Origin of the sequence: Mesorhizobium sp. YM1C-6-2 (assembly GCF_003666685.1) — a bacterium.
In the GTDB taxonomy this organism is placed as follows: Bacteria; Pseudomonadota; Alphaproteobacteria; order Rhizobiales; family Rhizobiaceae; genus Mesorhizobium_K.
Window position 1 is genome coordinate 550,634 of sequence record NZ_RCIZ01000001.1, and the last position, 25,880, is coordinate 576,513.

General features: G+C 59.0%; 22 protein-coding genes. 11 read left to right on the plus strand and 11 right to left on the minus strand.

Annotated features, from left to right (window positions below):
- Window positions 1-102 precede the first annotated feature (102 nt).
- From D8676_RS27195 to D8676_RS02750, 5 genes are all read right to left on the minus strand, one after another.
- Window positions 103-1,848: a right-handed parallel beta-helix repeat-containing protein gene (locus D8676_RS27195; RefSeq protein WP_183096945.1), complete on the minus strand. Its 1,746-nt coding sequence runs from the start codon at window positions 1,846-1,848 to the stop codon at window positions 103-105.
- 505 nt (window positions 1,849-2,353) lie between these two features.
- Window positions 2,354-3,187, minus strand: a complete 834-nt coding sequence (locus tag D8676_RS02735; protein ID WP_121579280.1) for a class I SAM-dependent methyltransferase — start codon at window positions 3,185-3,187, stop codon at window positions 2,354-2,356.
- A 56-nt stretch (window positions 3,188-3,243) separates the two neighbouring features.
- On the minus strand, window positions 3,244-4,173 hold the full coding sequence (locus tag D8676_RS26980; protein ID WP_147448139.1) for a hypothetical protein: 930 nt from the start codon (window positions 4,171-4,173) through the stop codon (window positions 3,244-3,246).
- A gap of 84 nt (window positions 4,174-4,257) precedes the next feature.
- Window positions 4,258-5,268 (minus strand): GNAT family N-acetyltransferase, encoded by a 1,011-nt coding sequence (locus D8676_RS02745; protein ID WP_183096946.1) that lies wholly within the window; start codon window positions 5,266-5,268, stop codon window positions 4,258-4,260.
- A gap of 93 nt (window positions 5,269-5,361) precedes the next feature.
- Entirely contained in the window at window positions 5,362-6,021 is a 660-nt protein-coding gene (locus D8676_RS02750) for a helix-turn-helix transcriptional regulator (protein WP_245426528.1), read from the minus strand.
- 549 nt (window positions 6,022-6,570) lie between these two features.
- Between D8676_RS02750 and D8676_RS02755 the strand changes: the two genes are divergently transcribed.
- The 4 genes from D8676_RS02755 to D8676_RS02770 all read left to right on the plus strand — a co-directional run bounded on the left by D8676_RS02755 (window position 6,571) and on the right by D8676_RS02770 (window position 10,247).
- Window positions 6,571-7,290, plus strand: a complete 720-nt coding sequence (locus D8676_RS02755) for a sugar phosphate nucleotidyltransferase (protein ID WP_121579283.1) — start codon at window positions 6,571-6,573, stop codon at window positions 7,288-7,290.
- A 68-nt stretch (window positions 7,291-7,358) separates the two neighbouring features.
- On the plus strand, window positions 7,359-8,495 hold the full coding sequence (locus D8676_RS02760; RefSeq protein WP_121579284.1) for a DegT/DnrJ/EryC1/StrS aminotransferase family protein: 1,137 nt from the start codon (window positions 7,359-7,361) through the stop codon (window positions 8,493-8,495).
- Window positions 8,492-9,211 carry a sugar transferase gene (locus tag D8676_RS02765; protein WP_121579285.1) on the plus strand — a complete coding sequence of 240 codons (720 nt, stop codon included), beginning with the start codon at window positions 8,492-8,494 and terminating at the stop codon, window positions 9,209-9,211. The genes D8676_RS02760 and D8676_RS02765 overlap by 4 nt, the downstream gene beginning before the upstream one ends.
- A 28-nt stretch (window positions 9,212-9,239) precedes the next feature.
- The gene (locus tag D8676_RS02770) at window positions 9,240-10,247 is read left to right on the plus strand and encodes an SDR family NAD(P)-dependent oxidoreductase (RefSeq protein ID WP_121579286.1); all 1,008 of its coding nucleotides are present in this window, start codon (window positions 9,240-9,242) and stop codon (window positions 10,245-10,247) included.
- Between the two features lie 189 nt (window positions 10,248-10,436).
- Here the strand turns inward: D8676_RS02770 and D8676_RS02775 are convergent, their stop codons facing one another.
- Both D8676_RS02775 and D8676_RS02780 read right to left on the minus strand, forming a co-directional pair.
- The gene (locus D8676_RS02775) at window positions 10,437-11,282 is read right to left on the minus strand and encodes a metallophosphoesterase family protein (RefSeq protein WP_121579287.1); all 846 of its coding nucleotides are present in this window, start codon (window positions 11,280-11,282) and stop codon (window positions 10,437-10,439) included.
- Window positions 11,279-12,436, minus strand: a complete 1,158-nt coding sequence (locus tag D8676_RS02780) for an ATP-grasp domain-containing protein (protein ID WP_147448140.1) — start codon at window positions 12,434-12,436, stop codon at window positions 11,279-11,281. Before D8676_RS02780 ends, D8676_RS02775 begins: the two co-directional genes overlap by 4 nt.
- Before the next feature lie 551 nt (window positions 12,437-12,987).
- Between D8676_RS02780 and D8676_RS02785 the strand changes: the two genes are divergently transcribed.
- The 3 genes from D8676_RS02785 (at window position 12,988) to D8676_RS02795 (ending at window position 17,233) form a co-directional block, all read left to right on the plus strand.
- A complete protein-coding gene (locus D8676_RS02785) occupies window positions 12,988-14,145 on the plus strand; it encodes a CapA family protein (protein ID WP_121579289.1) in 1,158 nt (385 codons plus the stop codon).
- A gap of 138 nt (window positions 14,146-14,283) precedes the next feature.
- On the plus strand, window positions 14,284-15,855 hold the full coding sequence (locus D8676_RS02790) for a hypothetical protein (protein ID WP_121579290.1): 1,572 nt from the start codon (window positions 14,284-14,286) through the stop codon (window positions 15,853-15,855).
- Window positions 15,856-15,871: 16 nt separating this feature from the next.
- A complete protein-coding gene (locus D8676_RS02795) occupies window positions 15,872-17,233 on the plus strand; it encodes a phenylacetate--CoA ligase family protein (protein WP_147448141.1) in 1,362 nt (453 codons plus the stop codon).
- 129 nt (window positions 17,234-17,362) lie between these two features.
- Here the strand turns inward: D8676_RS02795 and asnB are convergent, their stop codons facing one another.
- Together asnB and D8676_RS02805 are read right to left on the minus strand one after the other, a co-directional pair.
- Window positions 17,363-19,285 carry an asparagine synthase (glutamine-hydrolyzing) gene (gene asnB / locus D8676_RS02800; protein ID WP_121579292.1) on the minus strand — a complete coding sequence of 641 codons (1,923 nt, stop codon included), beginning with the start codon at window positions 19,283-19,285 and terminating at the stop codon, window positions 17,363-17,365.
- 685 nt (window positions 19,286-19,970) lie between these two features.
- Complete coding sequence (locus D8676_RS02805; RefSeq protein ID WP_183096947.1) at window positions 19,971-20,705, minus strand: substrate-binding domain-containing protein; 735 nt, start codon at window positions 20,703-20,705, stop codon at window positions 19,971-19,973.
- Between the two features lie 122 nt (window positions 20,706-20,827).
- On the opposite strand from D8676_RS02805, the gene D8676_RS02810 reads away from it, so the two are divergent.
- Entirely contained in the window at window positions 20,828-21,601 is a 774-nt protein-coding gene (locus D8676_RS02810; protein WP_121579294.1) for a helix-turn-helix domain-containing protein, read from the plus strand.
- Window positions 21,602-21,790: 189 nt separating this feature from the next.
- Here D8676_RS02810 and map read toward each other — a convergent pair whose 3' ends face one another.
- A complete protein-coding gene (map, locus tag D8676_RS02815) occupies window positions 21,791-22,552 on the minus strand; it encodes a type I methionyl aminopeptidase (RefSeq protein ID WP_121579295.1) in 762 nt (253 codons plus the stop codon).
- Window positions 22,549-22,761, minus strand: a complete 213-nt coding sequence (locus D8676_RS02820) for a ParD-like family protein (RefSeq protein WP_121579296.1) — start codon at window positions 22,759-22,761, stop codon at window positions 22,549-22,551. Before D8676_RS02820 ends, map begins: the two co-directional genes overlap by 4 nt.
- A 162-nt stretch (window positions 22,762-22,923) precedes the next feature.
- Here D8676_RS02820 and D8676_RS02825 point away from each other — a divergent pair, with 162 nt between their 5' ends.
- The 3 genes from D8676_RS02825 to minC all read left to right on the plus strand — a co-directional run bounded on the left by D8676_RS02825 (window position 22,924) and on the right by minC (window position 25,867).
- Window positions 22,924-23,679, plus strand: coding sequence for an SDR family NAD(P)-dependent oxidoreductase (locus D8676_RS02825; RefSeq protein ID WP_121579726.1), 756 nt, complete (start codon window positions 22,924-22,926; stop codon window positions 23,677-23,679).
- Between the two features lie 141 nt (window positions 23,680-23,820).
- Window positions 23,821-24,630, plus strand: a complete 810-nt coding sequence (locus D8676_RS02830) for an IclR family transcriptional regulator (RefSeq protein ID WP_183096948.1) — start codon at window positions 23,821-23,823, stop codon at window positions 24,628-24,630.
- A 496-nt stretch (window positions 24,631-25,126) separates the two neighbouring features.
- Window positions 25,127-25,867 (plus strand): septum site-determining protein MinC, encoded by a 741-nt coding sequence (gene minC / locus D8676_RS02835; protein ID WP_121579298.1) that lies wholly within the window; start codon window positions 25,127-25,129, stop codon window positions 25,865-25,867.
- The last annotated feature ends 13 nt before the right edge of the window (window positions 25,868-25,880 follow it).

The following is a 25,880-nucleotide window of genomic DNA, read 5'->3' on the forward strand; positions in this document are numbered from 1 at the left end:
CCGCGAACAACGCCGGCAGTGTCGCCTTGCGACAGTTTGGCGAACCCGGTGGCGTCACGGCAATGAAGGCCAGCGCGGACGGAGTCCGCGCTGGCCGATCCGTCAGACCAAGAAGTAGGAGGCGTTAATCGCCGCAACATCGGTATCGAGCAAACCGATGTTGCCATGGTCGGTGATCGTGAACACGTCGTCTTTGTAGCCGTCGCCATCGACGTCGGCCTTGACGAATTCCAGATCGTCAAATTTCAGACCGGATTGGCGGAGGTCGAGTCGATCGGCGCCATTTCCCCAGTCCAGTATGACATCCGTGCCCCAGTTGGCTTCACTGAAAACGAAGACGTCGGCGCCCGCCCCGCCTTCAAGGAAGTCATTGCCTGCTCCACCTCTCAAATGGTCAGCACCGTTGCCGCCCTCAAGGATATCGTTGCCGGCCCCGCCAGACAGATTGTCCCTGCCGCCTTTGCCGTCGATCAAGTCGTTACCCGAGGTTCCGACGATTGTGTCTGCGCGACCGTTGCCGTCGATGCTCTTCTTGTACGCGCTGTAGTCGGGTTGGCCGACAGGACCCGGTACAGGCACAGACACGTTTCCTGAGCCGGAGCCAGTGCCGGAACCAGTGCCAGAACCAGTGCCAGTGTCGGGCTGGGACGGATTGGTTGGCAGCTCGATCGAGCCACTCCCCCCAGACGACTTGCCCGCCTCGAAAGCGCCCAGATCCGGAGCGGAACCTACATATGAGCCTCCACGATCGGACCCTTTGTCCATAAGGTCGCTTCCATTCGCGAGATGAAGGAACTGGGTGGTCGGGAGTGAGCCATCGGCCGCACGATCCCCCCGCGCCGTGCTGTCATTCAACGACAGGAAATCGCTGGCATCCACCTTTACGGGCATCGTCCAGGAATTGCCTTCGCTCGATCCGGACGCCGCGACTTTTCCGGTTCCGGCCGAAAGATTGTTGCGGAAGGTGTGGTTCCCTTCCCAAAATCCATAGTTGTACAGGCCGTTGTTGTAGGCGGTGTTGTTCTCGAGCGTTAGCGGATTCGACGCGGAATTCTCGTCGAAACCAATCGAACGATTCCCCCAGGCGACATTGTTGGTCACGGTGTGGCCGCCCGAGGTGGTGCTCGTCCCGGCACGACCGCCGCCCAGCTTGAAGCCCATCCCATCACCGCCTGCACCGCCGTTGGTGGCGTAGCCATTGCCGAAGGCCCAGTTGCCATCCAGGACGACGGGCGCGCCCTTCGTGTTGTTCATGATGTTGAAGAGATCAAAGCCATCGTCCGAGTTAGCCCAGGCGCGATTGCCGCGCAGGACATTGCCCGCGCCGGTGGTGGCGATCTGGAAACCGTCCGCGTTGTCGCGATTCAGATCCTGGTTGTGATGAGAGTCGTTGTTCAGCAGCAGGTTGTTCGAACTGGCGCCGTACAACACGATGCCCTTGCCCTCCCACTGCGAATTCCATCCATTGTGGTGAACGTCCAACTGCTCGATCTTGTTGTAATGCGAGCTGCCCTCGATCATGAGGCCACCCTCAGGGCCGTTCTTGATCTCGAGGCCCTTGATGTGGTTCCACGATACACTCGACATGTCGACGACATAGCCGCCCTTCATCGAGGATCCGTCTAGAATAGGAACCTCGTTCTTGTAGTTTGTCACCGTGATCGGGTTGCCGCTCGTGCCATCTTTCGTTAGTTGCACGCCAGACGCGAGCTTGTAGACGCCTCCACGCATATAAATTGTATCGCCGGGTTTTGCGATATCATGCGCATACTGAAGCGAAGCGAACGGACTCTCTAACTGACCAGAATTGTTATTCGATCCAGTCGGAGACACGTAATAAATCGCCATTCTATTTTTCCCTCATAACGAGTTAGATCTAGTTGATTTCAACTAGAAGTTTGGTCTTTATTCCTCAAAAACGATTGGTTATCGATCTGATTCTTCGAGGTACCAGGGTTAACTGCCCTCGTAATGCGACGAGACTTTGTCAGAGCCTCGAAAAAATTCACAGGAAAATTCGGATAGGACAGATCGCGGGCGGCTGAGAGTTCGCCCAGAGCCGCGGCCGAGGCCGCAGCCGACAGTCTCCAAAAATCGGCAAGTCCGTGCCGAACATCGATCGCGGGTTTGTCCGGATTCCTTGCGGCGCCAAGGCATCCTGCAGGTAGGCGGGACCATTTTCCCTTGGGTTAGACCGGAGCAACAAGAAACCGAGGCGCCCGGCTCTCCGTCCGCGGATGGCCCGATCAAGCCGGCCGCATCGATTGAAGGAAGGGACGATCTGTCACAGCCAGACTAAAGGTCGCCACGCGACGGTCCGACCTCGAGCATAATTCCTAGTCTGCAGACCAGCCTAGGCTCTTCTCGCGACGACATAGACCCTGTCGATGAGGACTCTTTCAATTTTGTCGACGATCGGAATCCCAGAAGCAAGCTTGTGCCACGACTCTGCCCAAGCGCTCAGGACCGCGGGAAACACGAGATTATTCTTCACCGGGCTGTAAAAACTTAAGGGTAACACCGCCCGTATCCTGGAGAATCCCACGCCCTTCAATTTCGACGAAAGGTCATCGTACGTCGTCTCATTGAGATGAAATCCTAAGGGCTCCCTAGCGTCCGGGAAGAGGTCTCGAGTCATGTCGTGCGGGCCGGTATGCCGGTTTGGGGTTACGATGATTGCCTCCCCGCCAGGCCTCAAGACCGCACGAACCTGTTCAAGATGTCTACGAACATCGTCGGGATGGAGGTGCTCATAGACGTCTATGCTGACTATCTTGTCGAACGACTGCTCGGGGAAATTGCTCGTTAGCTCGTCCGCGAAGCCCTTGGCTATTTTCGCGTTCGTTATCCCTCTGTTTTCCAAGAGGGCTCGGGCTTCATCGAGAACCGGGGCGGAGACGTCAATTCCAGTTATGGAGTTAACATGCGAAGCTAGCCCGGCACAGGTGTAGCCTCGCCCGCAACCAATCTCCAGAACATCATCCTGAGGCTGGCAGAATCGCAACAGCGATTTCACCAATGCGTCTGATGTTCCTGCCGCGCGGCACTCGGGCTCATCGGGCATTGTGGCCATCCGAGCGGCAGAAACGGCAGTGTATGCTTCCTCGAAGAGTCTCCTTCTGTCCCTCGGAACGCTGCTCTTCAATATCTTTGCATAGTGCAATTCCAATTCCCGCCACTCGGTCATGCTGAGCCTCCGCGAGATCGCACCTAACCCAGTGAAGAACTGGTTGAGGTGGCCTGTTACGATACTCCGCCAGTCCGGATCTTGTGCTTGATCCACTGGCGCTCCATCCTGGCGCGCTCCGTAGCGTCTATGACCTGCTCACCTCTCTGTTGCCGAACATAGTCGAGGAACGTCGCGACCGGCACGAACCAGCCATTCTTCGAGGCAAGTCGTTTTACAAGGTCCTTGAACCGCCGATTGAGGTCTCCATTCGTATCCTGGAAACCAGCTGCGAAATGCGTATACATGATGCAGGCTCCGCCCTCGGCCTCCAGGCGGTCCTGGTTTTCTTCTGAAATAGTTCGAGTAAATGAATGAAGATCTGGCCCCTCGGATGAAGAAAACCATTGTTTCACAAAGGGACGCTCTGGATCATAGTATGGCATGCAAGGATAAGATTTCAGAGTATTTAAGTCTCCTGTAATGAAATTCCGTACGTAATCTATATGATCACGGCAGAGATCTCCCCAAAAATAAGGGCTTTCTTCGCGGTGTCCGTGGAAACAGAGCCCTCTAAAATTGAGGAGCTTATATGCACGTCTCCTGTTTCCGCTCAGCCGGGCATCTCCCCAATAAATATTCTCCGCCAAGCTTGCATGATTTGCCATGGTTCTAGGGTAGCTGCCGAACAAATCGCGGAAATATTCAAGACCACGCGCGATAGTGGCTCGCTCTGAGCTGTGATAGGTTGCGCCGTGAAAACCTATCTCAAATCCATCGCCGCGAAGTTCACGGATATATGCCAAATACTCCGGGTCCTCACAGGTAGCTCCGCCTACCTTGTGATTTGGGGATCCGCGAATTGGCCACACAGACTTCGTCGTGCGCATGCCATTATCGCGCAGGCAGTCATAGACCCTCTCAAAGTTCCCGGGCGTTGCACGGTCAGTGTCGTCGAACACGGTGAACGCGAAGGTCTTTCCCTCTGGCCAGGATATCTTCTCCATAGAGGCCTCCTCACGCCCTCGAAGTCATCGTCCACTAATATTCACTCGTCCCCATAGGCACCGCGATACAAAGCGATCGAAGGGTCAACCCGATCTCAACCTCGAGATCCGGCTGTTCCAATCACGCGGTGCATAGTACAATTTTTGGCCAACATCTCGAAGCATCGACACAACAATTCCCGACGAAATTCTAAATTGCGGGTAGGTTATCGGGTCGCCGCCATATTTTTTCTTGTAAGCGCCATCGCCGCCCCAGTAGTGCCAATGCATGCCACGACGCTTCCAGTACTTCATCGCATACCAAAGCAAGGGCTCATTCGGCCGCAGGATCTGGTGTTCGCGAAGGCTGGCGTTTCCCCAGAAATAGGAAATATCGTTAAACCCAGCAAATATGCCCGTGGCGATGCTCTGCCCATTTGGATCGCGTGCGCGCAATAGAAGCAAGTCTCCGGTCGGGTATACGTGCCTAATAAGAGCCTCAACGCGATTCATGTCATATGTCGGTCGGATATTCTGCTTGGCGAAAACGTCTTCCAACTGGCCGAAATACTCTGCCGCAAATCCATCAGGCGCAGCCTCCTCGATGACGACTCCGGACCTGGCCGCTTTCCTGATGCAGCTCCTGCATGCTCCTCCGTCCATACGGGCGAAAAGCTCGTCCTCTGTCATCAGAAGATTTGATCGAAAGGTACGGACGAGTTGCGCTTTGACTCTGACGTCCCTGACGTGCTCGCCAACCAGATAGGGATCCGAAATCTCCAAATGGTGGCAGCCGAGTTCAGAAAAAGCGAAGGAAATTAGCGCGTCTACCGCATCGGTTCTGGACGCGTCGCACCGCAGATTGAATCCCATATACGGGGTCGTCCAGCCTGGGAATGGGCTTCCCAATATCCGGAGGCCCATCCACCGAACGATGACGCCTACAAAAAAACCGACGGTCAGCCCGGCATTGTCAATTCGGGCGACAACCGGTTCCCCGTCTTGAGTTTCGCAAACGAAATCGATCCACGCCTTTCGCTGAGAAAAAGTCCGGTCGCTGAACGAATCGAGGAGTGACCAATTTACGCGGTCATAAACCTCCCTCTCCAGTTTCATCTGACCCATCCACGACCGTCCGCCGACTACCCGCAGGCCGAACAATCGGCGCTCAAAAATGACGCAACAGCAACGTCCGGCGTGTCTCCGTGTTCACGGCAAGACGGCGATGCGGTCCAGCAATGCGACGAGTTCCGCCTGACGTTTTGTCTCCGTTTTTGCGAAGATCGAAGCCAGTTGGGAGCGGATTGTCGTCCGGCTGAGGCGGAGGATTCGAGCAATGTCCAAAGGAGCGCCGCCTCGCGCGATCTCGATCGCCAGGCGGGTCTCTGCGCTTGTCAAACCAAAGATTTCCTGCAGCGTCTGCGGATTGGGCTCCGGTCGGACGGTCCGATCGAGCAGCGCGATAATACTCACCCCTTGTGAAACGATCTCCGCTCGCTCGTTGAACACCACGGGCCGACCTTCACGGTAGGGCATGAACACCCACGAGATGGAGCCGGGTACAATGTTCTCCCAGCCGCCAATCAGTCGCCGAAGGCCCGCAGAAATCTGATCCGGAGTGTCGGCAATCACGGTTGCGTTGCTTAGAACCGCGCGCGCGCCAGCATCCCAGTCTATCACTTTTTTATTTCGGTCCAGAGTGACGTAGCCGCAACCGATACGCTTCAGTATCCTTTGAACCGCATGCGGGATGGCTCCCGCTGTGCCGTTCAATCGCTGGTTTGCTGCGGCTGTATCCATATCACGCTGACTGAACGACAGACGTGGTCTTGGGGTCCAACTGCCAAGACTATGACTGGAAACTTCCATTTCCCCACTCCCGATCCACCATCTTTATAGTAATAGCAGATCGATTTACGGAAATTGTCTCTTGTTTGGGGGATAAGCTAGCTCTTAGGAGCTACCTAAAGGTGAGGGTGCTCGCCTAGCCCTTAAGTATATTCGTGCTTGTTGCTTCTCTCTTATGGTGCCGCCGCTGGCGTATTCACATCGTGCCGCGCGCTATTCAATCTCTGGGTGCCGACCTCAGCAGACGTACCGGCCCGTCTACCAAAGGAGCCGGGACTCTGATCGGATCGCCCACGAGATGCGCCATGGCGTCCGGGCCTAGACATAGTGCCCTGCTTCTTCTGAGTTTCACTCAATCGGGGCGAGCTGGAAAACATGCATCGTTCGAACAGACGAAGACATCACTCCTTCCATTTCCATATGCTTCGGACTTCATGGTCGGGAACAAGGGGTCCAGAGGGCGAAAGTCGTCGAAACCGAAGCCGCACGAATAAGATTGTCCCGTGCTTTCAAAGTGGGGGCTTCATCTTTGCGTCAAGCGGCAAGGCTCGAGGGAACAGGGAGAACGAGATGAAGGCTGTGATCCAATGCGGCGGAAAGGGTACGAGATTACTCCCTTTTACGTCCATCCTGCCCAAGCCACTTATGCCGATTGGGTCGAGACCGGTCCTGGAACTTCTCTTAAAATGGCTCAGGCGGAACGGCGTGCAGGATGTCTACGTCACCACTGGCTATCTCGGGCATCTCATACGCAGTGTCTGCGGCGACGGCACCCAGTGGAACATGAAGATCCGGTACACGCAGGAAACGGAGCCACTGGGAACCATCGGCCCGCTTTCCCTTATCCGGGACGATCTCACCGAACCATTTCTGGTGTTGAACGGTGACGTGCTGACTGACTTGAGCTTGAACCAGTTCGTCAGCTTTCACCATCGGCACGGCGGTCCTCTGACGATCGCTACCACTGTTCGTTCACTCAAGATGGATTTCGGCGTGATCGACGAGCAGGATGGGTCCGTGAAGCGGTTCCGCGAAAAACCGACGCTGTCGCACCTTGTCAGTATGGGCCTCTATTGCATGAATCCGGCCGTTTTCCAGTTTATTCCGACAGGCGTTCCGTTCGGCTTCGATGATTTAATCCTACAGATGCTTGAGAGCGACAAGGAAGTGCATGTCTTCCGACACCAAGGCCTTTGGCTGGATATCGGACGTGTAGAGGACTTCCAGAGAGCTCAGGAGATCGCTTGGGATGAACAGTCGGCCTCAATAGAGGCTGTGGCCGCAGCCTGACGCACAGGCGCGCCAGTTGGATTTGCGGGAACACCCTCCCGTCGTCTCACGAGCCGAAAGAAGTTCCTATGCTGCTGGTTTCCGCACCCATTGTGGGATCCGAAGAGAAGGCCGTACTTGCTGAGGTCATCGACAGCGGATGGCTAACGATGGGAGATCGCGTGCGCGCCTTCGAGGAGGCGTTTGCCACGATGCATGGAGCCGAGGACGCCGTCGCTGTCAGCTCCTGTACGGCGGCACTGCACCTGATCCTGCAGGCGCTTGGCTTGGGGCGAGGAGACGAAGTGCTCGTGCCGAGCCTCACCTTCGTCGCTACCGCCAACGCCGTTTGCTATGTGGGGGCTACGCCCGTCTTCGTCGACATCGAGTCGATGGATGTGCCACTCATGTCCTTGACCGAGGCGGAGGCGCGGTGCACCTCGCGCACGAAAGCCGTCATCCTGGTTCATTTCGCCGGATATCTGCCGGACCGTGAGGCGTGGCGCGCATTCGCGCGACGAAGAGGGTTGCTGCTTATCGAAGACGCGGCGCATGCACCTGGCCTGAAGGAAGCCGGCACGTTTGGCGATGCAGCCGCATTCAGCTTCTATGGCAACAAGAACATGACGACGGCCGAGGGCGGTGCCGTTCTGGCGCGGGACCGTACCGTGCGCGAGACGATTCGGCGAGCGCGCGCCCATGGGATGACCACCACCACCCATCAGAGGCTGGATAGCCGAACCCCGCAATACGACGTCACAATGCTGGGCTTCAACTATCGTATGGACGAATTGCGCGCAGCAATCGGCCTGGTGCAACTGAAGCAACTCCAGAGCTGGAACGGCATCAGGCTGGCATTGACCTCAAGCTATCGCCGCCTGATTGCGCAGGACTGCCCCTCGGTCCAAGTCCCGTTTTCTGGATACCATCTGTCTACGTATCACATCATGCCGGTTCTCCTGCCGGCCTTTGTGAACCGACAGAACGCGATCGATTACCTTCGCGCTGCAGGTGTCCAGACCACCATCCATTATCCCCCGGTTCACCTCTTGTCGCTCTACCGGCAGCTCTATCCCAACCTTCACCTGCCCCGAACGGAAATCTTCGCGGAACGCGAGCTGACGCTCCCGCTACATCCTCGGATCAGTACGTCCATGGTGGAAGCGATCGCCGCGCGTCTTGCCGAAGTGGTTCGCGAGGAGGCCAATAGAGGAGTCGCAGCATGACAATACAGCCAGTCATGTCGCAGAGACCGCAGGCGCTAGGTGCTGCCGGCCTGCACGCGCAGCGGACGTTCGATATCCTCGTCGCCGGCGCTGCCATTGTGCTCCTGGCCCCGCTAATGGCTCTGGTGGCGGTGGCGCTCCTGCTGGAAGACGGCCCGCCGATCCTCTTCGCCCAGACACGGGTCGGCGCCAAAGGACGGCCATTCCGGATGTACAAGTTCCGCAAGTTCCGGCCAGATTGCGGTTCGGACGGCTGCCCGCTCACGTTGGACGGCGACAGTCGCCTCACGAGAATTGGACGGTTCCTCACTGCGACCAAAATCGACGAACTGCCGCAGTTGTGGAATGTGCTGCGCGGCGAGATGTCGATCGTTGGGCCGCGCCCGGAGAGTCTGGACTTCGCCAGCTGCTTTTGCGGTGGCTTCGAGGAAATCCTGCAGTACAAGCCAGGGCTGATCGGTCCGAGCCAGGTAGCCTTCCGCAACGAACGTCAGTTCTACCCGCGGGATCAGGATCCAACGCAGTTTTATCGCGATATCCTGTTTCCAGCCAAGGCCAGGCTCGATCTTGCCTATTTCTCACGCCGCACGGTCGCTGCCGATATTGCCTGGATGATCCGGGGGGCGTTGGCCGTCCTGGGCTGGATACCGCCGATTGGCGCCGATCTGGCAAAGAGTGATCGCCACCAGTCCGGGTGGGGTAGCCGCACGGCATAACAGGAAAGCGCCTCGAGGGAATTGTTGAATGCGGTATGACAAGACTAGGGTGCTCGTAACCGGAGCGGATGGGTTCATTGGATCGCACCTGACCGAAAGCCTGGTCCGGAACGGGAGCGAGGTCACGGCCCTTGCTCTTTATAACTCCTTCGACAGTCATGGCTGGCTCGATGACCTGCCCGAAGCCGTAAAAGGCAAGGTCAATCTCATCCGGGGCGACGTGCGGGATGCCGCCTTCGTCAATAGCATCGTGCGTGATCATCAACTGATATTTCATCTCGCTGCCCTCATCGCAATTCCACATTCCTATGCAGCGGCCCAGTCTTATGTGGAGACTAATATCCTCGGCACGCTCAACATCCTTGAGGCCGCCCGACAGTCGGGGACAGAGCGCGTGGTCGTCACCTCGACCAGCGAAGTCTATGGAACTGCGATCACCATGCCGATCAGTGAATCGCACCCTCTGCAGGGACAATCTCCCTACTCGGCGTCGAAGATCGGGGCAGATGCAATGGCGGAAGCATTCGCCCGTTCGTTCGGGCTTTCCGTTGTCATCCTGCGACCGTTCAATACGTTTGGGCCACGTCAGAGCGAGCGGGCCATCATCCCGACAATCATTCGGCAGGCGCTCGACCCATCTTGCTCAGCGATATTCGTGGGCGATACGACTCCTATCCGCGACCTCACCTTTGTGGGAGACACCGCTGCCGCGTTTGTTGCGGCAGGAAGCGCAGCCGGAATCGAATTCGGCAGCCCCTACAATGCCGGCAGCCAGCGGGCGGCGACCGTAGCCGACATCATCGACCTGGTCCTCGATATGACAAAGTGCAACAAGCCCGTTCGCAGAGATGAAAGCCGCCTGCGACCGGTGAATTCCGAAGTTCGAGCCCTCCTGGCCGACTCCTCCCGCTTCCAGCGAGAAACCGGCTGGCGCCCCGTCACCTCTCTCCGGGAGGGTCTCGATCGGACCATAAAATGGTGGCGACACCGTTTTGAGCAAGGCCGGGTGCGGCAGGAGAAGGGGTATATCACGTGACCGCAAGAGCGCGGCAGGCTTACGAGCCCCACTCCCCCCGGCCACGCTTGTCCGGTCCGGCACCCTGCTGAAGCAGGAAGTTCTCGCGTTGTGACGGCGCGGCGTCCTTAGGTTTCACAGCATCGCCGCCACTATCGACGAGAGACGAATGATCCCGCCAGTCAGTCCTGCTCCAGAGCTGGAAGGCAATCATCCTCGGTTCGGATAGTGGCCTCTTTGGAGATGCTCCCACCTTCGCTTTACGGCGTCATAGAGGCCGAGAGAAACGAGATACCGTTTGAGCGCCGTCCGGAGCGGCCCGGGAAGGGACGATAAAGGGGGTAGCAGACCTGCCCGCCGCTTCTTCGCCAGTGAGACAGACCAGTCATATTCCACACGCCTCACCTTGATGGCATGGCGTGAGGTATCGAGAACCAGGTACGTGGCACGTGGATCGGAGGTCCGCGATTCTCCGACCGATCCGGGGTTGATATGGTAGTAGGCCTCCGCCCGGAGGTCGATTTCATTGCCGAGAAGTTGCCGCGGCGAGGAATCCTGCCAATCGAAGACACCAAGGTGGTGTGTGTGCCCGAAGGCGCAAATCCGAATGCCCGAGGGGTGGTTCATGAGCGCCTCGAAGCTTTCCCGGCGACGTTCGTCATTGTCTAGACGAACGGTTTCGCAACCTTCCTCCGGATGCAGCGCGCCATGAACCGCGATCACCTCATTGCCAATCTTAGTCTTGAGGGGCAGCCCGGCCAGAAATGACAAGGCTCCCGGGTCGAGTTGCCGGCGTGTCCAGAGGATCGCGCGGCTACCGACAAAACCGAAATCGTCGGTGGGGATCTGTCCGCAGACAGCCCTGTCATGATTTCCTGCCACGCATACAGCTCCGCATTCCTGGAGCAGCGCTATGCACTCCGCCGGGTCAGTATTGTAGCCGACGATATCGCCAAGGCATAGGATACGGTCTGCCTCTTGCGTAGAGATGTCGTCGAGAGTCGCCCGAAGTGCCTCGAGATTGGAATGAACATCAGAGATGATCGCCAACCTCATGCTTCCCTCCGTTTTACGGACTGCATAAGGCGAGAAAGGCTTTTGCGAACGTTAGAGCTGCCCCTATGCCATACCGCCTGGACCAGTACCGGATCATCCCAATTGATATGCGAGGTCACCTCGCAACGGATCACCCAGGGCAACCACGACCACATGGGTAACCCGATGGCACGGGCAGCAAACAAATCGCTGGGGAGAGTGCACCACCGGACGCCCGGACGGGCTTTCGCTGAAGGCGGCCGGGATTGACCGGTCAGGTCTGCGTAGACAATCGCCGGTATGTTGACGCCTGCCCGAGCGCCCAGGACATGCCAAAGATTGAAACGCGGGTTGACCTCCAGGAGGTGAAGGACGCCATCGGGGTCCCGTTTGAAATCGAACTTGGCGACGCCGTGTAGATCCAGCTTCCGGACCAGCGCGCGGCCGAGTGCCGCCACGTCCTCCGCATCCGTGGTCTGCAGGGCGGTGCTGTGACCACAAGACGGCGGATAAGTGCGTATTTTTCGCCCCGTAAACTCGCCGGCAATTTCCCCCTGATGATCAACATAGACATGATAACTTTCGATGCAGCTTTCTGGCCCCGGTATCATCTCCTGGACGAGGAGATCCATTTCGTTGCTGGCCAAACGGGGCCACAGTTCTCGGAACGCCTTTTCGGTGGCGAGTTCGATTGCCTTGCTATTGCCCGCGATCAGATCCCAAGGTGACCGCCGCCTGAGCGGCTTGATGACGACCGGAAAGCGCAGATCAATGGAAACCGGTGCTGAGCCTGGACATGGACGGATCCTTCGCGATGCCGGAATAGGAAGACCCAGACGTTCGGCCAGGGGTTGAAAACGGGTCTTGTCGACCAGGTCTTCCACCAACGCCACTTCGGGCAGGATGAAACGAAAGGCCTCTCCCAGTCGTTCGCGGTACCGCGACACGAACAGCAGATGGGAATCCTCTTCGAAGAAAAGGACCGGGGGTTCTTCCTGCGCTGCGCCGAAGCGCAGTAACCTATCCGCCAACCCGTCCAGATTCTTGGAGAAGCTCTCCCAGGGGAGGACCACCCGGACGAACCGCGAATAGGTGGTCGGGTCGCCAAGCGGCGCGACAACCGCGCAGGAAACGCCGGCGAGGCCCAGAGGCCGAACTAGGTTCATATCGCCCATGACACAAGCCATGGACCTGAAGTCCGACCTGCGATTCACGGAAGTTCTTCCTGTCGCCTCTGGAAGGCGAGCGCGATGCATTCGAATCCTGTTTGCGCAGCGCAATGAGAGCCACGGTAGCCAGGCATCGATATCGAGCGAAAAGGCATTGGCATCCCGCTGCGATCCCTCCAACTCTTCTGCCACTTAGGCGCGCTAGAGCACCTCCGGTAACTGTATAATCGTGCCGGCGCTTATCTCCTTCATTCACTTGGACCATGACTGTCGTCTTTGTGACGGCGAAGGTGGCTGTCGTAGAGGAGGGGAAAGAAGGCCTCAGTGACCGCGGCACGAACAGGAACGGAAAACCCTGCCGATCGAGGCATGCCCCTCGGGGCGCGTCTGATCGCCATGTACTCCAGCGGCATCCCCGGCTCCTGCAAGGCATCAGGCTCCGCTGCGGGCTGCGGAGCTATCGTCGGCCAAATGATCCAGCACCGCTGCTGGCATGCCAGGGAAGACCCAAGCATTGTCCATGGGGCTCAACAGCTGAAGAGATAGGTTAGCCAGAGATGATTAGAATTAATGTACTCGGCGATCTCGTGCTGACGGATCCCATCAACGAAATTGCAGGGCAGGCCGGCCCGTCGGCGCTCTTTTCATGCTCGATGAAAAGGTTTCTGGGCGAGGCAGACCTGAACGTCTTCAATCTCGAGTCTCCGCTAACTTCTCGGGAGAGAAGCGAGAAGAAAGTGGGCCCGGCGCTTAGGGGAACCAAGGAGCTCCTCCCAGCTCTGGCTGGGAGTGGACTGGGAATAGCAACGCTCGCAAACAATCACATGATGGATTTCGGCGTCTCCGGACTCGAGGACACGCTGGATGCCCTTGATGAAAACGATATCAGGCATCTGGGTGCAGGCACGAAAAGGGTGGGAGCACCTCACCGTCTTCGCTGTGCCACGCAAGGGACGTCTGTTTCGTTTATCAATGTCGCGGAGCAGGAATTTGGTGTCGTGGCGGCGGGACGCGCGGGTGTTGTAAGAGAGGATATTGCGTCGCTCTATTACTGGATCCGTGAGGAGAAGGCAGTTTCAGACTTCGTCATCGCCATCGTCCATGGAGGTAACGAGTATTTTCCGCTGCCTTCTCCTCAACGGCTCCAAAGAGCCCGCCTCTACGCCGATTTTGGTGCAGACGCTGTCATATATCACCATACGCATGTGATAAGCGCGTATGAGAACTACAAAAGCAAACCGATATTCTATGGGATAGGAAATTTCCTTTTCCATTGGCCCGGCAAGGGGGCCGACTGGAATACGGGAATGGTTGCGTCGCTTCTTCTGGACGTAGAAAGCAAACGGATCACAACTGAGCCGCGTGTCCACCGGTATTCGCCGGATGAGGGTGTTAGCATTCTCTCGGGGCGAGAATCTCAGCTTGAAATCTCGGATCTGGAAGACCTCAACACGGCTCTGTCCGATCCAGATCATCTGAGCAAGCTTTGGGAGGAGTTCTGCCTCCGGCAACGACACAGTTACTTGCGGCTGAACAACCTGGTCTCCAGATTTCAAGAGGAACTGGCTCAGCGTAGCGTTTGGCCTCTTCCCATTTTCCCAAACAGATCGCTGCTAAACGGACTAAACGCGCTCAGATGCATTTCGCATCGCGAAGCTTCGGTGACGGTACTTGAAGCCGAAGCCAAACAGCGCTTCGACAAATTCATCACTTGAAGGTTTGAGACCTGAAATGGCTTGCGGGCGTTGGTTCTGGGCGTCAAACTCAAGTAGAGGGCCATCGAGATCTTGGCGCCTCTCACCAACCGGGTTGCCATATTGTGGATGTGTCCGCCTGCGATCCGAGGGGGCAGCATGATGGGGAATGCCTCATCGAGTGCCGGCATCACCGTAGCGCCGATGGCTGACATAGCGAGAGCCCGATTTGTCAGCAATGTGGCGTCCAACGCGAGCTATATCGTTCTGAGTACAGCTCTCATGCTGTGGTATATTCCGTTTCTGGTGAACCACCTCGGCGTAGCAGCATACGGGATGGTTGCGCTGGCGAACTCTCTCGTCATGTACGGAGCATTGGTTGGAACCAGCCTGAACGTTTCGATTACCCGTTTTCTGGCGATAGACCTCAACCAAGGCGACGACACCAGCGCCGACCGCACTTTCAATACCGCCCTTGCGCTTTCAATATTTGCTTGCAGCGCCCTGTTGGTTCCGGTCGGCATTTTGACCTATTTCCTTCCGGCTCTGTTCAATGTTCCGGTCGAGTTGGAGCGTGCGACTCAATTTCTGTTTGCGAGCGTCTGCGTTGCGTTCCTCGTGACAATTCTGAGCAGCAATTTCGCCGTTGCAAGCGTGATCAAGCATCGCTTCGACCTGCGGAATATAGTGCGCTCGCTTGCGCTGCTGACTCGGGCGGGCATCATAGCGATCTGTTTCATGGTCTGGCCGGCAACCCTATGGCAGGTCGCGGCGGCTTTCCTCATCTCCGCCATGATCGAGCTCGCAGGCGATGTCGTGGTATGGAGGCGCTTGACACCGCAACTCCATCTCAGCCACCGCAACATCGACCGCCGTCACTTTCGTGCGCTTTCGAATTTAGGCGGTTGGTCGGCAGTCAACCAGACGGGTGCACTCCTGCTGATGCAGGTGGACCTCGTGATCGTGAATGCCATGTTCGGCGCCGAGATGACCGGGCAATACGGCGCCGTGTTGCTGTTTCCTGCCATGATACACACGCTCACGGAGGCCGTCGCCACGGTGTTGAGCCCCGCAATCATGGCGCGTTACGCCGTAGGCGACATCGACGGAATGCGGCGGATCGCCAGTCATTCCGTCAAGCTCCTCGGGGTTGCACTAGCCCTGCCGGTTGGCCTGCTGTGCGGTTTTGGCGGGCCCTTGCTATATCTGTGGCTAGGCCCCGAGTTTGCTCACCTTAACGTGCTGCTGATCCTTCTCGTTGGTCATCTGGCTGTAAACTTGGCGATCAGGCCGCTCTTCTACGTGGTGACAGCATACAACCAGGTCAAAGTGCAGGGGCTGCTCACGCTCCTCCTCGGCCTTGTCAATATCGGCCTGGCGATAGCGCTTGCAGGCTGGAGCGGATGGGGAATAGCCGGGGTCGCGGCCGCCGCAGCCATCGTGTGGACGATCAAGAACTGTCTGTTCTTGTCCAGCTATTGTGCGAGCTTGTTACGTCTCCCCTGGTGGTCGTTCTATGCGCCCCTGACGGCCGGGGCGCTCGGAACGCTGGCTATCGGCTCCGCCGGCATGCTCGTTTCAAAGCTTTGGCAGCCAACTGACTGGCTAACTCTTGGCGCAATGGCCGTGACAATATCTGTACTGTACAGTATAATTGCTTACTTCTTGAGTTTGAGCCGATCAGATCGTGAACTGCTTTGGAGCATTCTAGATCGGAGGCCCCGTGCTTAATTGGCGTGCACCGGTCTTGAAGGTCTACGACGCACGGATTTCCCGCAATCCGATCCCCGGTTACTGTTCATTCCTGCATGAATTCCACAATTGGCCGATCTCACGGCAGCGCGAAGCGCAGCAAAAGCGGCTTTCGCAACTTTTGCGACACGCTGCACACAACGTACCGCATTATCGCGATGTGCTGGCCGCCGCCGGCGTGGTGCACGGCGATCGCGTGAATCTCGAACGTTTTCGGCAAGCGCCGGAGCTTACGCGGGAGATGTTGCGCACGAAATTCGAGCTTCTGAAGAGCGATGATCTAGCCGCGCGAGCGTGGCACAAGAACAGTTCAGGCGGCAGCAGTGGCGAGCCGGTGACGTTACTTCAGGATCGATACTACAACGACATGAGCCAGGCCTTGACCGAGATGCACTATTCCTGGGCTGGTCGAGCCGTGGGTGAGCCTTTCGTCAAGCTCTGGGGGTCGGACCGCGATATTCTGTTTGGCACGGTGGGATGGCGCAACAAGCTCAGCAACTTCATCCGGAATCGGAGGTTGCTCAACTCCTTCGATCTAAGCAGACAACACATGCAGAAATATGTGAAAATCATTCGGCGTGCGCGCCCAGTCATCATCGAAGCTTACGCCGAAAGCGTCTATGAATTTGCGCGCTACATCAATGCCGCGCAGATCGAGCTGCCCCCGGTCAGAAGCGTCGTCTCGAGCGCCGGAACGCTCTATCCCTTCATCCGCGAAGAAGTCACGCGTGCCTTCAACTGTCCCGTGCTTAACCGTTACGGCTCGCGCGAGGTCGGCGACCTGGCTGGTGAGCGGACAGCCGGAGCAGGGATGGAGGTTTTTACCTTTACCCACTTCGTTGAGGTCGTTGATGAAGCAGGTGAGCCCTGCGCCCCAGGCGAAGAAGGTGACGTGTTGGTCACGTGCCTGACCAACTATGCCATGCCTATTATTCGCTACCGGATCGGCGACCGCGCTGTGGTCGGCGCGATGATCACCGCGCCGACGCCCTCGGTCGAAAGATTGGCAACGATAACCGGACGCGTAACGGACGCCTTTGTGCGCGAGGACGGTTCAACCATCCCTGGAAACTTCTTCATACACTTCGTTGGAGTCGTGCATAATTCCGGCTGGCTGAAGAAGACCCAGATCGTCCAGCAGGACTACGACTCGATTCTGATCAAAATGGTAACCGTGGCGCCGCCGCCGGAAGGTGCCTTGGAGGAGATTCGCGGTTCGCTACAGCTTGTCATGGGACCGGCATGCCAAGTGACCTTCGAGTTCGTCGAAGCCATTCCGAAGCTGCCTTCAGGCAAATACCGCTATACGGTGTCGCTCGTTTCCCGGCCACCACCCAGCGCACCTACTCTACAGTAAGCGTCTGAGGTTCGCGTTGACCGCTCGTCGGAGGAAGCCGCCTTCGCTGCGCGCAACTCGTGATGACGGTCCTTCACGTCATATCGATGCTGGTTGGTACTGGACACGTTGCGACAGCGTCTTGCTCATTCAGCCTGGAGCGGGCTGCGTTGCCGAGGGCGGCCCTTGTAAAAAGGCGTCACTGTCCGCATAGGTGCGCGACCACGCATCCAGAAAGAGGAACCGCCACAACAGCGGCCCGAAGTCCCGCCCATCCGCCGAGGCGTGGGCCGCGATGATGCGTTCCATGCACATCACATCCCAGAAACCGCGCGCCTTCGCCTCCTGGGAAAGCAGCCGTTCGCGCAGGAATATCTGCCCGCTTCGCTGCCGGAACCAGGCGTGAAGCGGAACGCCAAAGCCGCGCTTGCTGCCGCGCTGCACCTGCGTCGGCAACAGCCGCTCCGCCAGCTTTCGCAGGGGGAGCTTGCCCTCGCGGGAGTTGAGGAGTGCCGAACGGGGCAACTTCGCGGCCCATTCGACGACGCGGTAATCCAGGAATGGCGAACGCACCTCGATAGAGTGCGCCATCGAGGCTCGGTCCATCTTCACAAGGATGTCATCCGGCAGATATAGCGCGTAATCCAGCGCTTGTTGACGCGCCTGAATCGTTTGCCCGCGCGTGGCGCGCCACCGGTCCCAGAGCGGCGCGCCTGCCGCCGCGAAATGGTCGCGCACAATGGGGCCGATGGCGAGTTGCAGTGCCGGATCGGCGGGGACGCCATCAAAGGCGGCGGCGTAGCCCCCGTCCCGCAGACCACTTTTCAGCAGACGATAACGGCGCGATGAAAGAGCCGGCAACATTTGCGACAGCCCGCGCATCGCCCAACCAATCGGGGCGGGTAACGTTGCAAGCCAACGGTACCGTTGCGCCTCCACGTAACGACGGTAGCCGCCAAACGCCTCGTCGCCGCCATCCCCTGCCAGAAAGACTGTCGCATGCTCTGCAGCCGCCTCGCAGAGGGCAAAGGTAGGCAGCGCAGATGCGTCGCCGAACGGCTCGTCGTAGAACCAGGCGAGGCGGTCTATATTGGAGAGGCTGGCGGGCTGTTGCATGATGAGGCGGTGCTCCAACCCGGCACGCTCGGCCGTGGCGCGGGCAAAGTCGCTCTCGTCGTAATCACGCTCTGAAAAGCCTACGGTGAGTGCAAGTGGGCGCCTTCCCTCCGCGGCCCCACCCGCCAGGGCAGCCACCAGCCCGCTATCAATGCCGCCGGATAGGAAAATGCCGACGGGAACGTCACTTCGAAGACGAATCCGGGTGGCGTCGGTCAGGAGGGCCAGCAGGTCGTCCAGTTGGGCAGACGACAGCGCATCCGTGCCAGCCTCGTCCGCCGCCACCTGCCAGTATTGGCCCAATCGGGCGCGGTGCGGCTCGTCCAGTCTCCCAGTCAGATAGTGTGCGGGCGGCAGCTTTTGATAGCCTTTGAAGATGCATCGCTCGGTAGAGAGATAGTTCAGCGCCAGATACTCGGCGACTGCGGCAGGATCCACTTCACGCGGAGCGTCAGACCATGCGAGCAGCGCCTTCAGCTCCGAGGCGAAGCGCAAACTTCCTTGCCCCAGATGATAGTACAGCGGCTTCACGCCCAAACGGTCTCTTGCAATGATGAAGGTCCGCGCGTGGGTATCCACGAAGGCGAATCCAAACATGCCATTGAGGCGGTGCAGTGCCTGCGCACCCTCCTGCGCCAGAAGACGAACCAGCACTTCAGTGTCTGAGCCGCTTTGGAACCGTTCGCCCTCGCGCTCCAGCGTTTGCCGCAGCTCGATATAGTTATAAATTTCGCCGTTGAAGATGAGCCAGTAACGACCCTCAGGCGACACCATTGGCTGATGGCCAAGCGGGCTCAGGTCGAGGATGCTGAGGCGACGGAAGCCCAGCCCCCAATCCGCCCCGCTTTCGTAGCCCGCATCATCCGGCCCGCGATGCTGAAGCAGCCTTGATAGGACCCCGATCCTTTCGTCGCCGCCACAAGGTTTCTTGCCGAACCAGCCGAATAATCCACACATGTGCTTACCCGCTTATTCTGCCACGATTACCGCCGCTGAATGTCGGCGTATGGTTCCGCGAGGCTAGTGACCTAGGCTGCCGTCTGGACGCGAACGAGGAGCGTGATCGAACGGAGTCTGCTGGGTAGCATGGTTCTTGACGTCGCCTCCGCGAGGCCAAATCGTTGCGCGATGATCTTGTTCGCACTGCCAAGGCTGAGGTGCCTCAGCGCTTGTTACCTTAGCCCAAGCGAGAACATATGAACGGGATAGGTTTACCGGACAAAAGTCCGGCGCGACGTGTGATGCACGTGAGCTTATGAAGGACGGCATGGCACCCTACCGCCGTTAGCTGCCACCTAACAGCTATGAATAAGCTGTCTCGTCCCACATAGGACTAAAGCTCCCACAGCCAGCTATTTGTTAACAGGCTCTTCCACAGCGGTCGAGGTTTATCTCGCTGAAGAGGCAGTGAAACGGTGCGCCAGGTTAGCACAATTGCATATGCGCCGCCTTTTACGTGTGGAGCACAACTACGCTGCCGCTACCACTGGACGGAACGTCGGCATCTCGAAGAATCCGGTTAGCCGTAAGTCCCCATCGATCAAGGAGGTCCGCTGGTATCGTCGCAGCTTTACCGTTGGCGGCCGCGGCGTTGCGTCACCGATTGGCGGGTCACTCGAATGGTGCCGGCCGGAGACGACACCTAAGCGCTAGGCAGCGGCTGATTCATTTCTGAAGTTACAAAGCCGGTATCATGCATAGCCGCGCCGATGATTTCGACCATGCGCGGAATCGCTCGCGCGCCGCTACCCCGAGGATAGGCGATCATGATCTCCTGGAGCGGCAGAGGCGGATGGATTGCCAACTCGACCAGCTCGCCGGAGACGAGGTAGTCCTGGACCACGCAGGTGGGCAAGACACAGACGCTTCCGCCTGAAACGGCCACGTTTGTTATAGCGGCGATGGAATTGCAGGTGCTGACCTTGGCCGGGATCAGGCCATGACTCGCGAACCAGTCCATCAGGATGGAGAAGGTAGGGGAAGGCGATGGATTGGTCAGGATTGGCAACTGCTTGATGTCATCCGGCGAAAGTGCTCGGGCTGGTAGCCCGATGGCGGGGCTCGCTACCCACAGGATCGACTGCTGGCCCAGGGTCTCGAACCGGAACGCCCTGGTCAATTCTGGCTGGGCGAGGATGGCGAGGTCCAGCAAGCCCTCCTCCAGCCGCTGGGCGAGCACCCGGCTGTTGTCCACCGTCATGGCGAGATTGAGCTCAGGATGCAGGCTTTCCAGAGCCGCCATGAAGCGCGGCAGACAACAAAGGGCGAAGCTGTCGGGTACGCCAAAGCGCATGAGGCCTCGAAGCGGACCGACATCACGCACGTGCCCGTCCAGGTCGCCAAGCAGCGAAATCACCCGCTCGACATGGTCGAACATGGCTCTCCCCTTGTCGGTCATGCGGACACCGCGACTGCTTCTTGCAAACAGCGCTCCGCCCGCTTCCGCTTCGAGTTCACGGATGCGGATCGAGATCGAGGGTTATCCGCGCCCGCGGTGTCATGAATCCCGATCTCGTCACCATCGGCATGTTGATCGAGAGCAGCGGGGAAGTGATGCAATGGGACTACGATGTTGTGCCCGGTGACATCGTGGTATTTCCCAAAGGAGTGGAGCAGGAGGGGCGTTTCACGGGCCGTTCGCGCTATGTCACTGTCACGCTCGGCGAAGAGGAACTCGCAGCGTATTCCACCGGCGAAAGGGCGCTGCAGGACCCGGAATTCTGGACGAGAATCCATCGATGCCGCCCCTCGCCGTCCGGTCGCGACTTCACCCAGCGCGAGATCGTCAGCAAAGTCGCGCAGCTGCGCGATGGCGACATACCGGCTTCTCCCGACGCTGTGGACTATTTCCGGCGCTCGCTTCTCGAAGCTTTCGTCGCTGGCATTTTGGATGGGCAGGCCAGCCTGGACTCGGAACGTACTTCGCACATCGCTTCAAGGATCGTGCGCGCGGTCGAGGACTATGTGGACCGGACGAAGCCGGATCGGCCGATCCACATATCAGAACTTTGCCTGGCGCTTCACGTGCCGCGGCGCACTCTCCACCGGGCGTTTCATGAAACGCTCGGTGTCGGCCCCATGGAGTATATCCGCTTGCGGCGGCTCGCTGCAGTACACCGTTCGTTATCCAATCCCTATTCCGCGCCGATGAGCGTGACGCAGGCGGCATTGAGCGCGGGCTTCACCGATCTCGGCCGGTTCTCCACATATTATCGCAGGATCTACGGTGAATCGCCGTCTCTGACGCGCAGACGGACAGCCGAACTGAACTAGGCGAGAAATTCCATACAAAGATCGTGTCGGCATTGGCGAAATCCTGGACGGCTCATGCCTTGGTATGTTGGGCAAACCTTCTACTGATGCAGTGCTTGAAAAATCCGAGGATTGTCACTTGCGAGAAGCGCTCAACCGGACTGGTGCATGCATGCTGGAGGCGCGCCAGCGGCCGTCAGCCACCGCCTCTCAGCCCAACTCGCCAGGGCGCAGCGTCAGGATCGACACGCCGGAAGCCGTGACGGCGACGGTGTGCTCGAACTGTGCCGAAAGCGATCCGTCCTTCGTCACGACGGTCCAGCCGTCGGCCTCGGTTCTCACGCTTCGCCGACCGGAATTGAGCATCGGCTCGATCGTGAAAACCATGCCTTCACGGAGCACGATCCCCGTTCCCGGCTTTCCGAAGTGCAGCACCTGCGGTTCCTCATGCATCTTCCGGCCGATGCCGTGGCCGCAATATTCATGCACCACCGAATAGCCGTTTCGCTTGGCATGTCGCTCGATCGCAAAGCCGATGTCGCCGAGCCGCGCACCCGGGCGAACCGCCCGGATGCCCTTCCACATGGCTTCTTGCGTGGTCTGGACCAGTTTCCTGGCGGCTGGGCTCACCTCGCCCACGAGGTAGGTTTTGCTGGAATCCGCGATATAGCCGTTCTTTTCGAGCGTGATGTCGAAATTGACGATATCGCCGCTCCGAAGCACCTCCGATTGCGATGGGACGCCATGGCAGACCACATCGTTCACCGAAGAATTCAACACGAAACCGTAGCCGTACTGGCCCTTGCTCGCGGGCCTTGCCCGGAGATCGTGGACGATGAAGCGCTCGACCATCTCGTTGACCTGGAGCGTCGACATGCCGGCTAGCGCGGTTCGGTCGAGCAGTCCGAACACGGATGCCAGCAGCCGGCCGGACTCGGCCAGCAGGGCCAGTTCCCGAGGCTGCTTCGTCATGCCTCGGTCACGCCAAGTGATTGGGTCGAAACGCCCGCGGAGCTCAGTTCGCGCTCGATGATCTCGGTGAAGCTCAACGACGGATTGGTCTCGCACAGCATGCCGATCTTGATCCAGTAGACGGCCTGCGCGTTGATCGAGCGACACGATACCTTGCTCGCCCTGCGCAGCTGGTCGTGCAGATCGTCATCTATGTTCACGATGCCCATTTCGGCTCCAATATACGATTCGTATACGAAATGTATATTGATTGCACGGCGATGCCAACGGGCTCGCCGGTTTGGGGAAAATTCCGGTAATCTGGACTATTGTCTGGAGAATCGGACTCGATTAGCTTGCGCCGGATCGACATTGCAACCGATGAGTATCGCATGCCTGGATTTCCTTCGCCTTACACAGTTGCCGTTGTTGGCGCGGCAAGCGGGATCGGACGATCTGCGGCTATGCTGCTGGGTGGGCGAGGGGTCACGGTCGTCTGCCTCGATCGCGACATCAGCGGTGCAGCGGGTACGGCCGACGAAATCACGGCGGCGGGCGGAAGTGCCAAGGCTCATGCCATCGATATCGTTGACGCGGCCGCTCAATCCATCGTCTGGGAAAAGGTCGTCAGCGAAAGCGGGCAGCTTCACGCTGTGGTCAATTGCGCCGGCGTCACCGGCAAGGCGAATCTCAAGGCGCATCAGGTCGATCCGGACGATTTCGACTTCGTCTACCGCATCAATCTCCTCGGGCCGCTGCTCGTCTCTCAGGCTGTGCTGCCCCATATGCTCGAAAAGAACTATGGGCGGATACTTCACATCGCTTCCATCGCCGGCAAGGAGGGCAACGCCGGCATGACAGCCTATTCGGCGACCAAGGCCGGCGTGATCGGTCTCGTTAAGTCGATGGGCAAGGACTATGCGGAGACCGGCATAACCGTCAACGCGCTGGCGCCCGCCGTCATCCGCACGCCGATGGTGGCGGCGCTGCCCGAAGCGCAGGTGAAGTACATGACTGACAAGATCCCGATGAAGCGTTGCGGCGAACTCGACGAGGCGGCGGAGATGATCGCCTGGATCGTGTCGCCGGCGTGCAGCTTCACCACCGGCTTCACCTTCGATCTTTCCGGCGGACGCGCCGTTTACTGAGGGTGAATATGAGCAGGATTGCCCGCATCTGATGCGCCAGACCGACCGGTAGTTCGAGAACTCGCTGGCGTCCGGTTTCCGGGCGGCAACCGTAACGTTTCCGAATGCTGGATGTGGTCTGTGATCCTGGAAAGCAAGAATATGCGCACTCCTTTGAAATCGAAAGCCAAGACCCAACCCGAGACGGTTGCCGAGGATGAAAACATCGGCTCGCGCAGCGTCCGCCGAGCTCTCGACATCCTGGAGCTGATGCTGCAGCGCGGCGAGCCGATCACCGTGGCGCAGATCGTCACCGAGCTTTCGATCCCGAAGTCGACTGCCTACGAGCTTGTCCGCACGCTGTCCGAGAGTGATTATCTGGCGCCTTCCGGCCGCGGCAGCGGGCTGTTTCTCGGGCGCAAGCTCTTCGAGCTCGGCATGGCCTACCGCGGCCATGTCGATCTGTTGAGGGACGGCTCCCGGATCGCCGAGCAGTTGCGGGACGAGACCGGCGAGACCGTCCAGCTGTCGGTTCTCGACAACGACCTGATGATGGTGCTGCTGAAGGAAGAAGGGGTGCGGCCCCTGCGCATTATCAGCAAGGTCGGCTCCCGTGTTCCGGTCAACTGGGCGGCGGCGGGCCGGCTGCTGGTGTCGGACATGGATGACAAGGCGCTGGCCAAGCTGCTCAGCTCGACCGTTCAGCCTTCGCCGACCGGCCGCGCCGCCACGGACGTGAAGAAGCTCATCACCCAGATCAGGAAGTTTCGCAAGCAAGGCTACGCCACCGAGCTCAACGAGACCAACGAGCATGCCGGCTGTGTCGCGGCGCCGGTCATCGATGTCTCGGGACACTGCATCGCGGCGCTGTCGGTGGTTGCGCCCGAGCAGCGGCTGACACGGCCGAACCGCGACTACCTGATCGAGCGGGTCATGAACGCCGCGGAAAATCTGTCGCGCCGGCTCGCCTGATCGTTCATCGCCCGGCGTGCAGGCGATCGAGCGCTGTCCAGAGCCGGCTCAGGCTGCACGTCTTCAAGCCCTCTGGATCGATCGACGGTATCGATCGCGACGGCAGATCCGCCGCCTAGCGACGCCCCGATCGGCTTCGAACAGGTACGGAGCGAATCGAATCAGGCCGGCGCTCGGGCGAAGCGGGACAGTGGCTCGCGGAACCAGGAAAATGCGGTGATGAGCTGGCGGCCGCCGCTGTGCGGTCGGTATCGCTTGTCTTGCCTGGAAAACAGCCTAGCAAAGCACTCCTGCCGGGTGTTGGCGGCCCATTCTGCCTGACCATCCGCCCAAACTACATCGCAAAAAAATCCGCGACGCGCTTAACCGGTGCAAACCCGTGTCGAGAAGCCCGAAAGGCGGACCTGACCCCGGCTGCGCAGGCGCTGACGGGCCGGGCATTTACTTTCTGTTAACCATTTTCTCCGTAGATCGAGTCAACGGAAAATTTACCAAAGTGACCAACGTGTTAACGCAACCCCGGCCCATCCGCCTCAAGGGGCGATCCTTCCTTGCCCTGGCACTGAGCCCGGAGCTGCCCTTCGAAGACTGGCTGGCACGGCTCGACGATCTTGCATCCCGTTCCGCCGGATTCTTCCTGAGGCGCCCGGTGGTGCTCGATGTCGACGGCCTCGACATAAACCGCGCCGAGCTGCGCGACCTCGTCAGCCAGCTCGGCACGCGAAATGTGCGGATCATGGGCATCGAAGGCGCGCGCCCGTCACTGCTCGGAACCGACCTGCCGCCGGCGATGACCGATGGCCGTCCGGCCTCGGATTTCGAGCCTCCGGCCGAGGAAACGACCGAGCCGGATGCCGACGAGGAAACCGTCGCGATACCGGTCTCCGTGGCGCCGGCGGTCAAGGCGACACCTTCCATGATCGTGACCGAGCCGGTGCGCTCGGGCCAGTCGCTTTTCTTCCCCGAGGGGGATGTCACGGTCGTCGGTTCGGTCGCATCGGGCGCGGAGATCGTCGCCGGCGGCTCGATCCACATCTACGGCACGCTCAGGGGACGGGCGCTGGCCGGCACCACCGGGGACGCGTCGGCCAGGATTTTCTGCAGCAAGCTCGAGGCGGAGCTGATCGCCATCGACGGTTTCTACAAGACGGCCGAGGACATGGAGCCGGATCTCCGCGGACGGGCGGTCCAGATCTGGCTGGAAGGCGGAACCGTCAGGACGGAAACACTCGGCTGAGCCGAAAGCGGGC

Bases quoted from the DNA above. Each gene is read 5' to 3' on its own strand.
- D8676_RS27195 (WP_183096945.1), bottom strand. From the start codon at position 1,848: ATGGCGATTTATTACGTGTCTCCGACTGGATCGAATAACAATTCTGGT.
- D8676_RS02735 (WP_121579280.1), bottom strand. From the start codon at position 3,187: ATGACCGAGTGGCGGGAATTGGAATTGCACTATGCAAAGATATTGAAG.
- D8676_RS26980 (WP_147448139.1), bottom strand. From the start codon at position 4,173: ATGGAGAAGATATCCTGGCCAGAGGGAAAGACCTTCGCGTTCACCGTG.
- D8676_RS02745 (WP_183096946.1), bottom strand. From the start codon at position 5,268: ATGAAACTGGAGAGGGAGGTTTATGACCGCGTAAATTGGTCACTCCTC.
- D8676_RS02750 (WP_245426528.1), bottom strand. From the start codon at position 6,021: ATGGAAGTTTCCAGTCATAGTCTTGGCAGTTGGACCCCAAGACCACGT.
- D8676_RS02755 (WP_121579283.1), top strand. From the start codon at position 6,571: ATGAAGGCTGTGATCCAATGCGGCGGAAAGGGTACGAGATTACTCCCT.
- D8676_RS02760 (WP_121579284.1), top strand. From the start codon at position 7,359: ATGCTGCTGGTTTCCGCACCCATTGTGGGATCCGAAGAGAAGGCCGTA.
- D8676_RS02765 (WP_121579285.1), top strand. From the start codon at position 8,492: ATGACAATACAGCCAGTCATGTCGCAGAGACCGCAGGCGCTAGGTGCT.
- D8676_RS02770 (WP_121579286.1), top strand. From the start codon at position 9,240: ATGCGGTATGACAAGACTAGGGTGCTCGTAACCGGAGCGGATGGGTTC.
- D8676_RS02775 (WP_121579287.1), bottom strand. From the start codon at position 11,282: ATGAGGTTGGCGATCATCTCTGATGTTCATTCCAATCTCGAGGCACTT.
- D8676_RS02780 (WP_147448140.1), bottom strand. From the start codon at position 12,436: ATGGGCGATATGAACCTAGTTCGGCCTCTGGGCCTCGCCGGCGTTTCC.
- D8676_RS02785 (WP_121579289.1), top strand. From the start codon at position 12,988: ATGATTAGAATTAATGTACTCGGCGATCTCGTGCTGACGGATCCCATC.
- D8676_RS02790 (WP_121579290.1), top strand. From the start codon at position 14,284: ATGATGGGGAATGCCTCATCGAGTGCCGGCATCACCGTAGCGCCGATG.
- asnB (WP_121579292.1), bottom strand. From the start codon at position 19,285: ATGTGTGGATTATTCGGCTGGTTCGGCAAGAAACCTTGTGGCGGCGAC.
- D8676_RS02805 (WP_183096947.1), bottom strand. From the start codon at position 20,705: ATGTTCGACCATGTCGAGCGGGTGATTTCGCTGCTTGGCGACCTGGAC.
- D8676_RS02810 (WP_121579294.1), top strand. From the start codon at position 20,828: ATGAATCCCGATCTCGTCACCATCGGCATGTTGATCGAGAGCAGCGGG.
- map (WP_121579295.1), bottom strand. From the start codon at position 22,552: ATGACGAAGCAGCCTCGGGAACTGGCCCTGCTGGCCGAGTCCGGCCGG.
- D8676_RS02820 (WP_121579296.1), bottom strand. From the start codon at position 22,761: ATGGGCATCGTGAACATAGATGACGATCTGCACGACCAGCTGCGCAGG.
- D8676_RS02825 (WP_121579726.1), top strand. From the start codon at position 22,924: ATGCCTGGATTTCCTTCGCCTTACACAGTTGCCGTTGTTGGCGCGGCA.
- D8676_RS02830 (WP_183096948.1), top strand. From the start codon at position 23,821: ATGCGCACTCCTTTGAAATCGAAAGCCAAGACCCAACCCGAGACGGTT.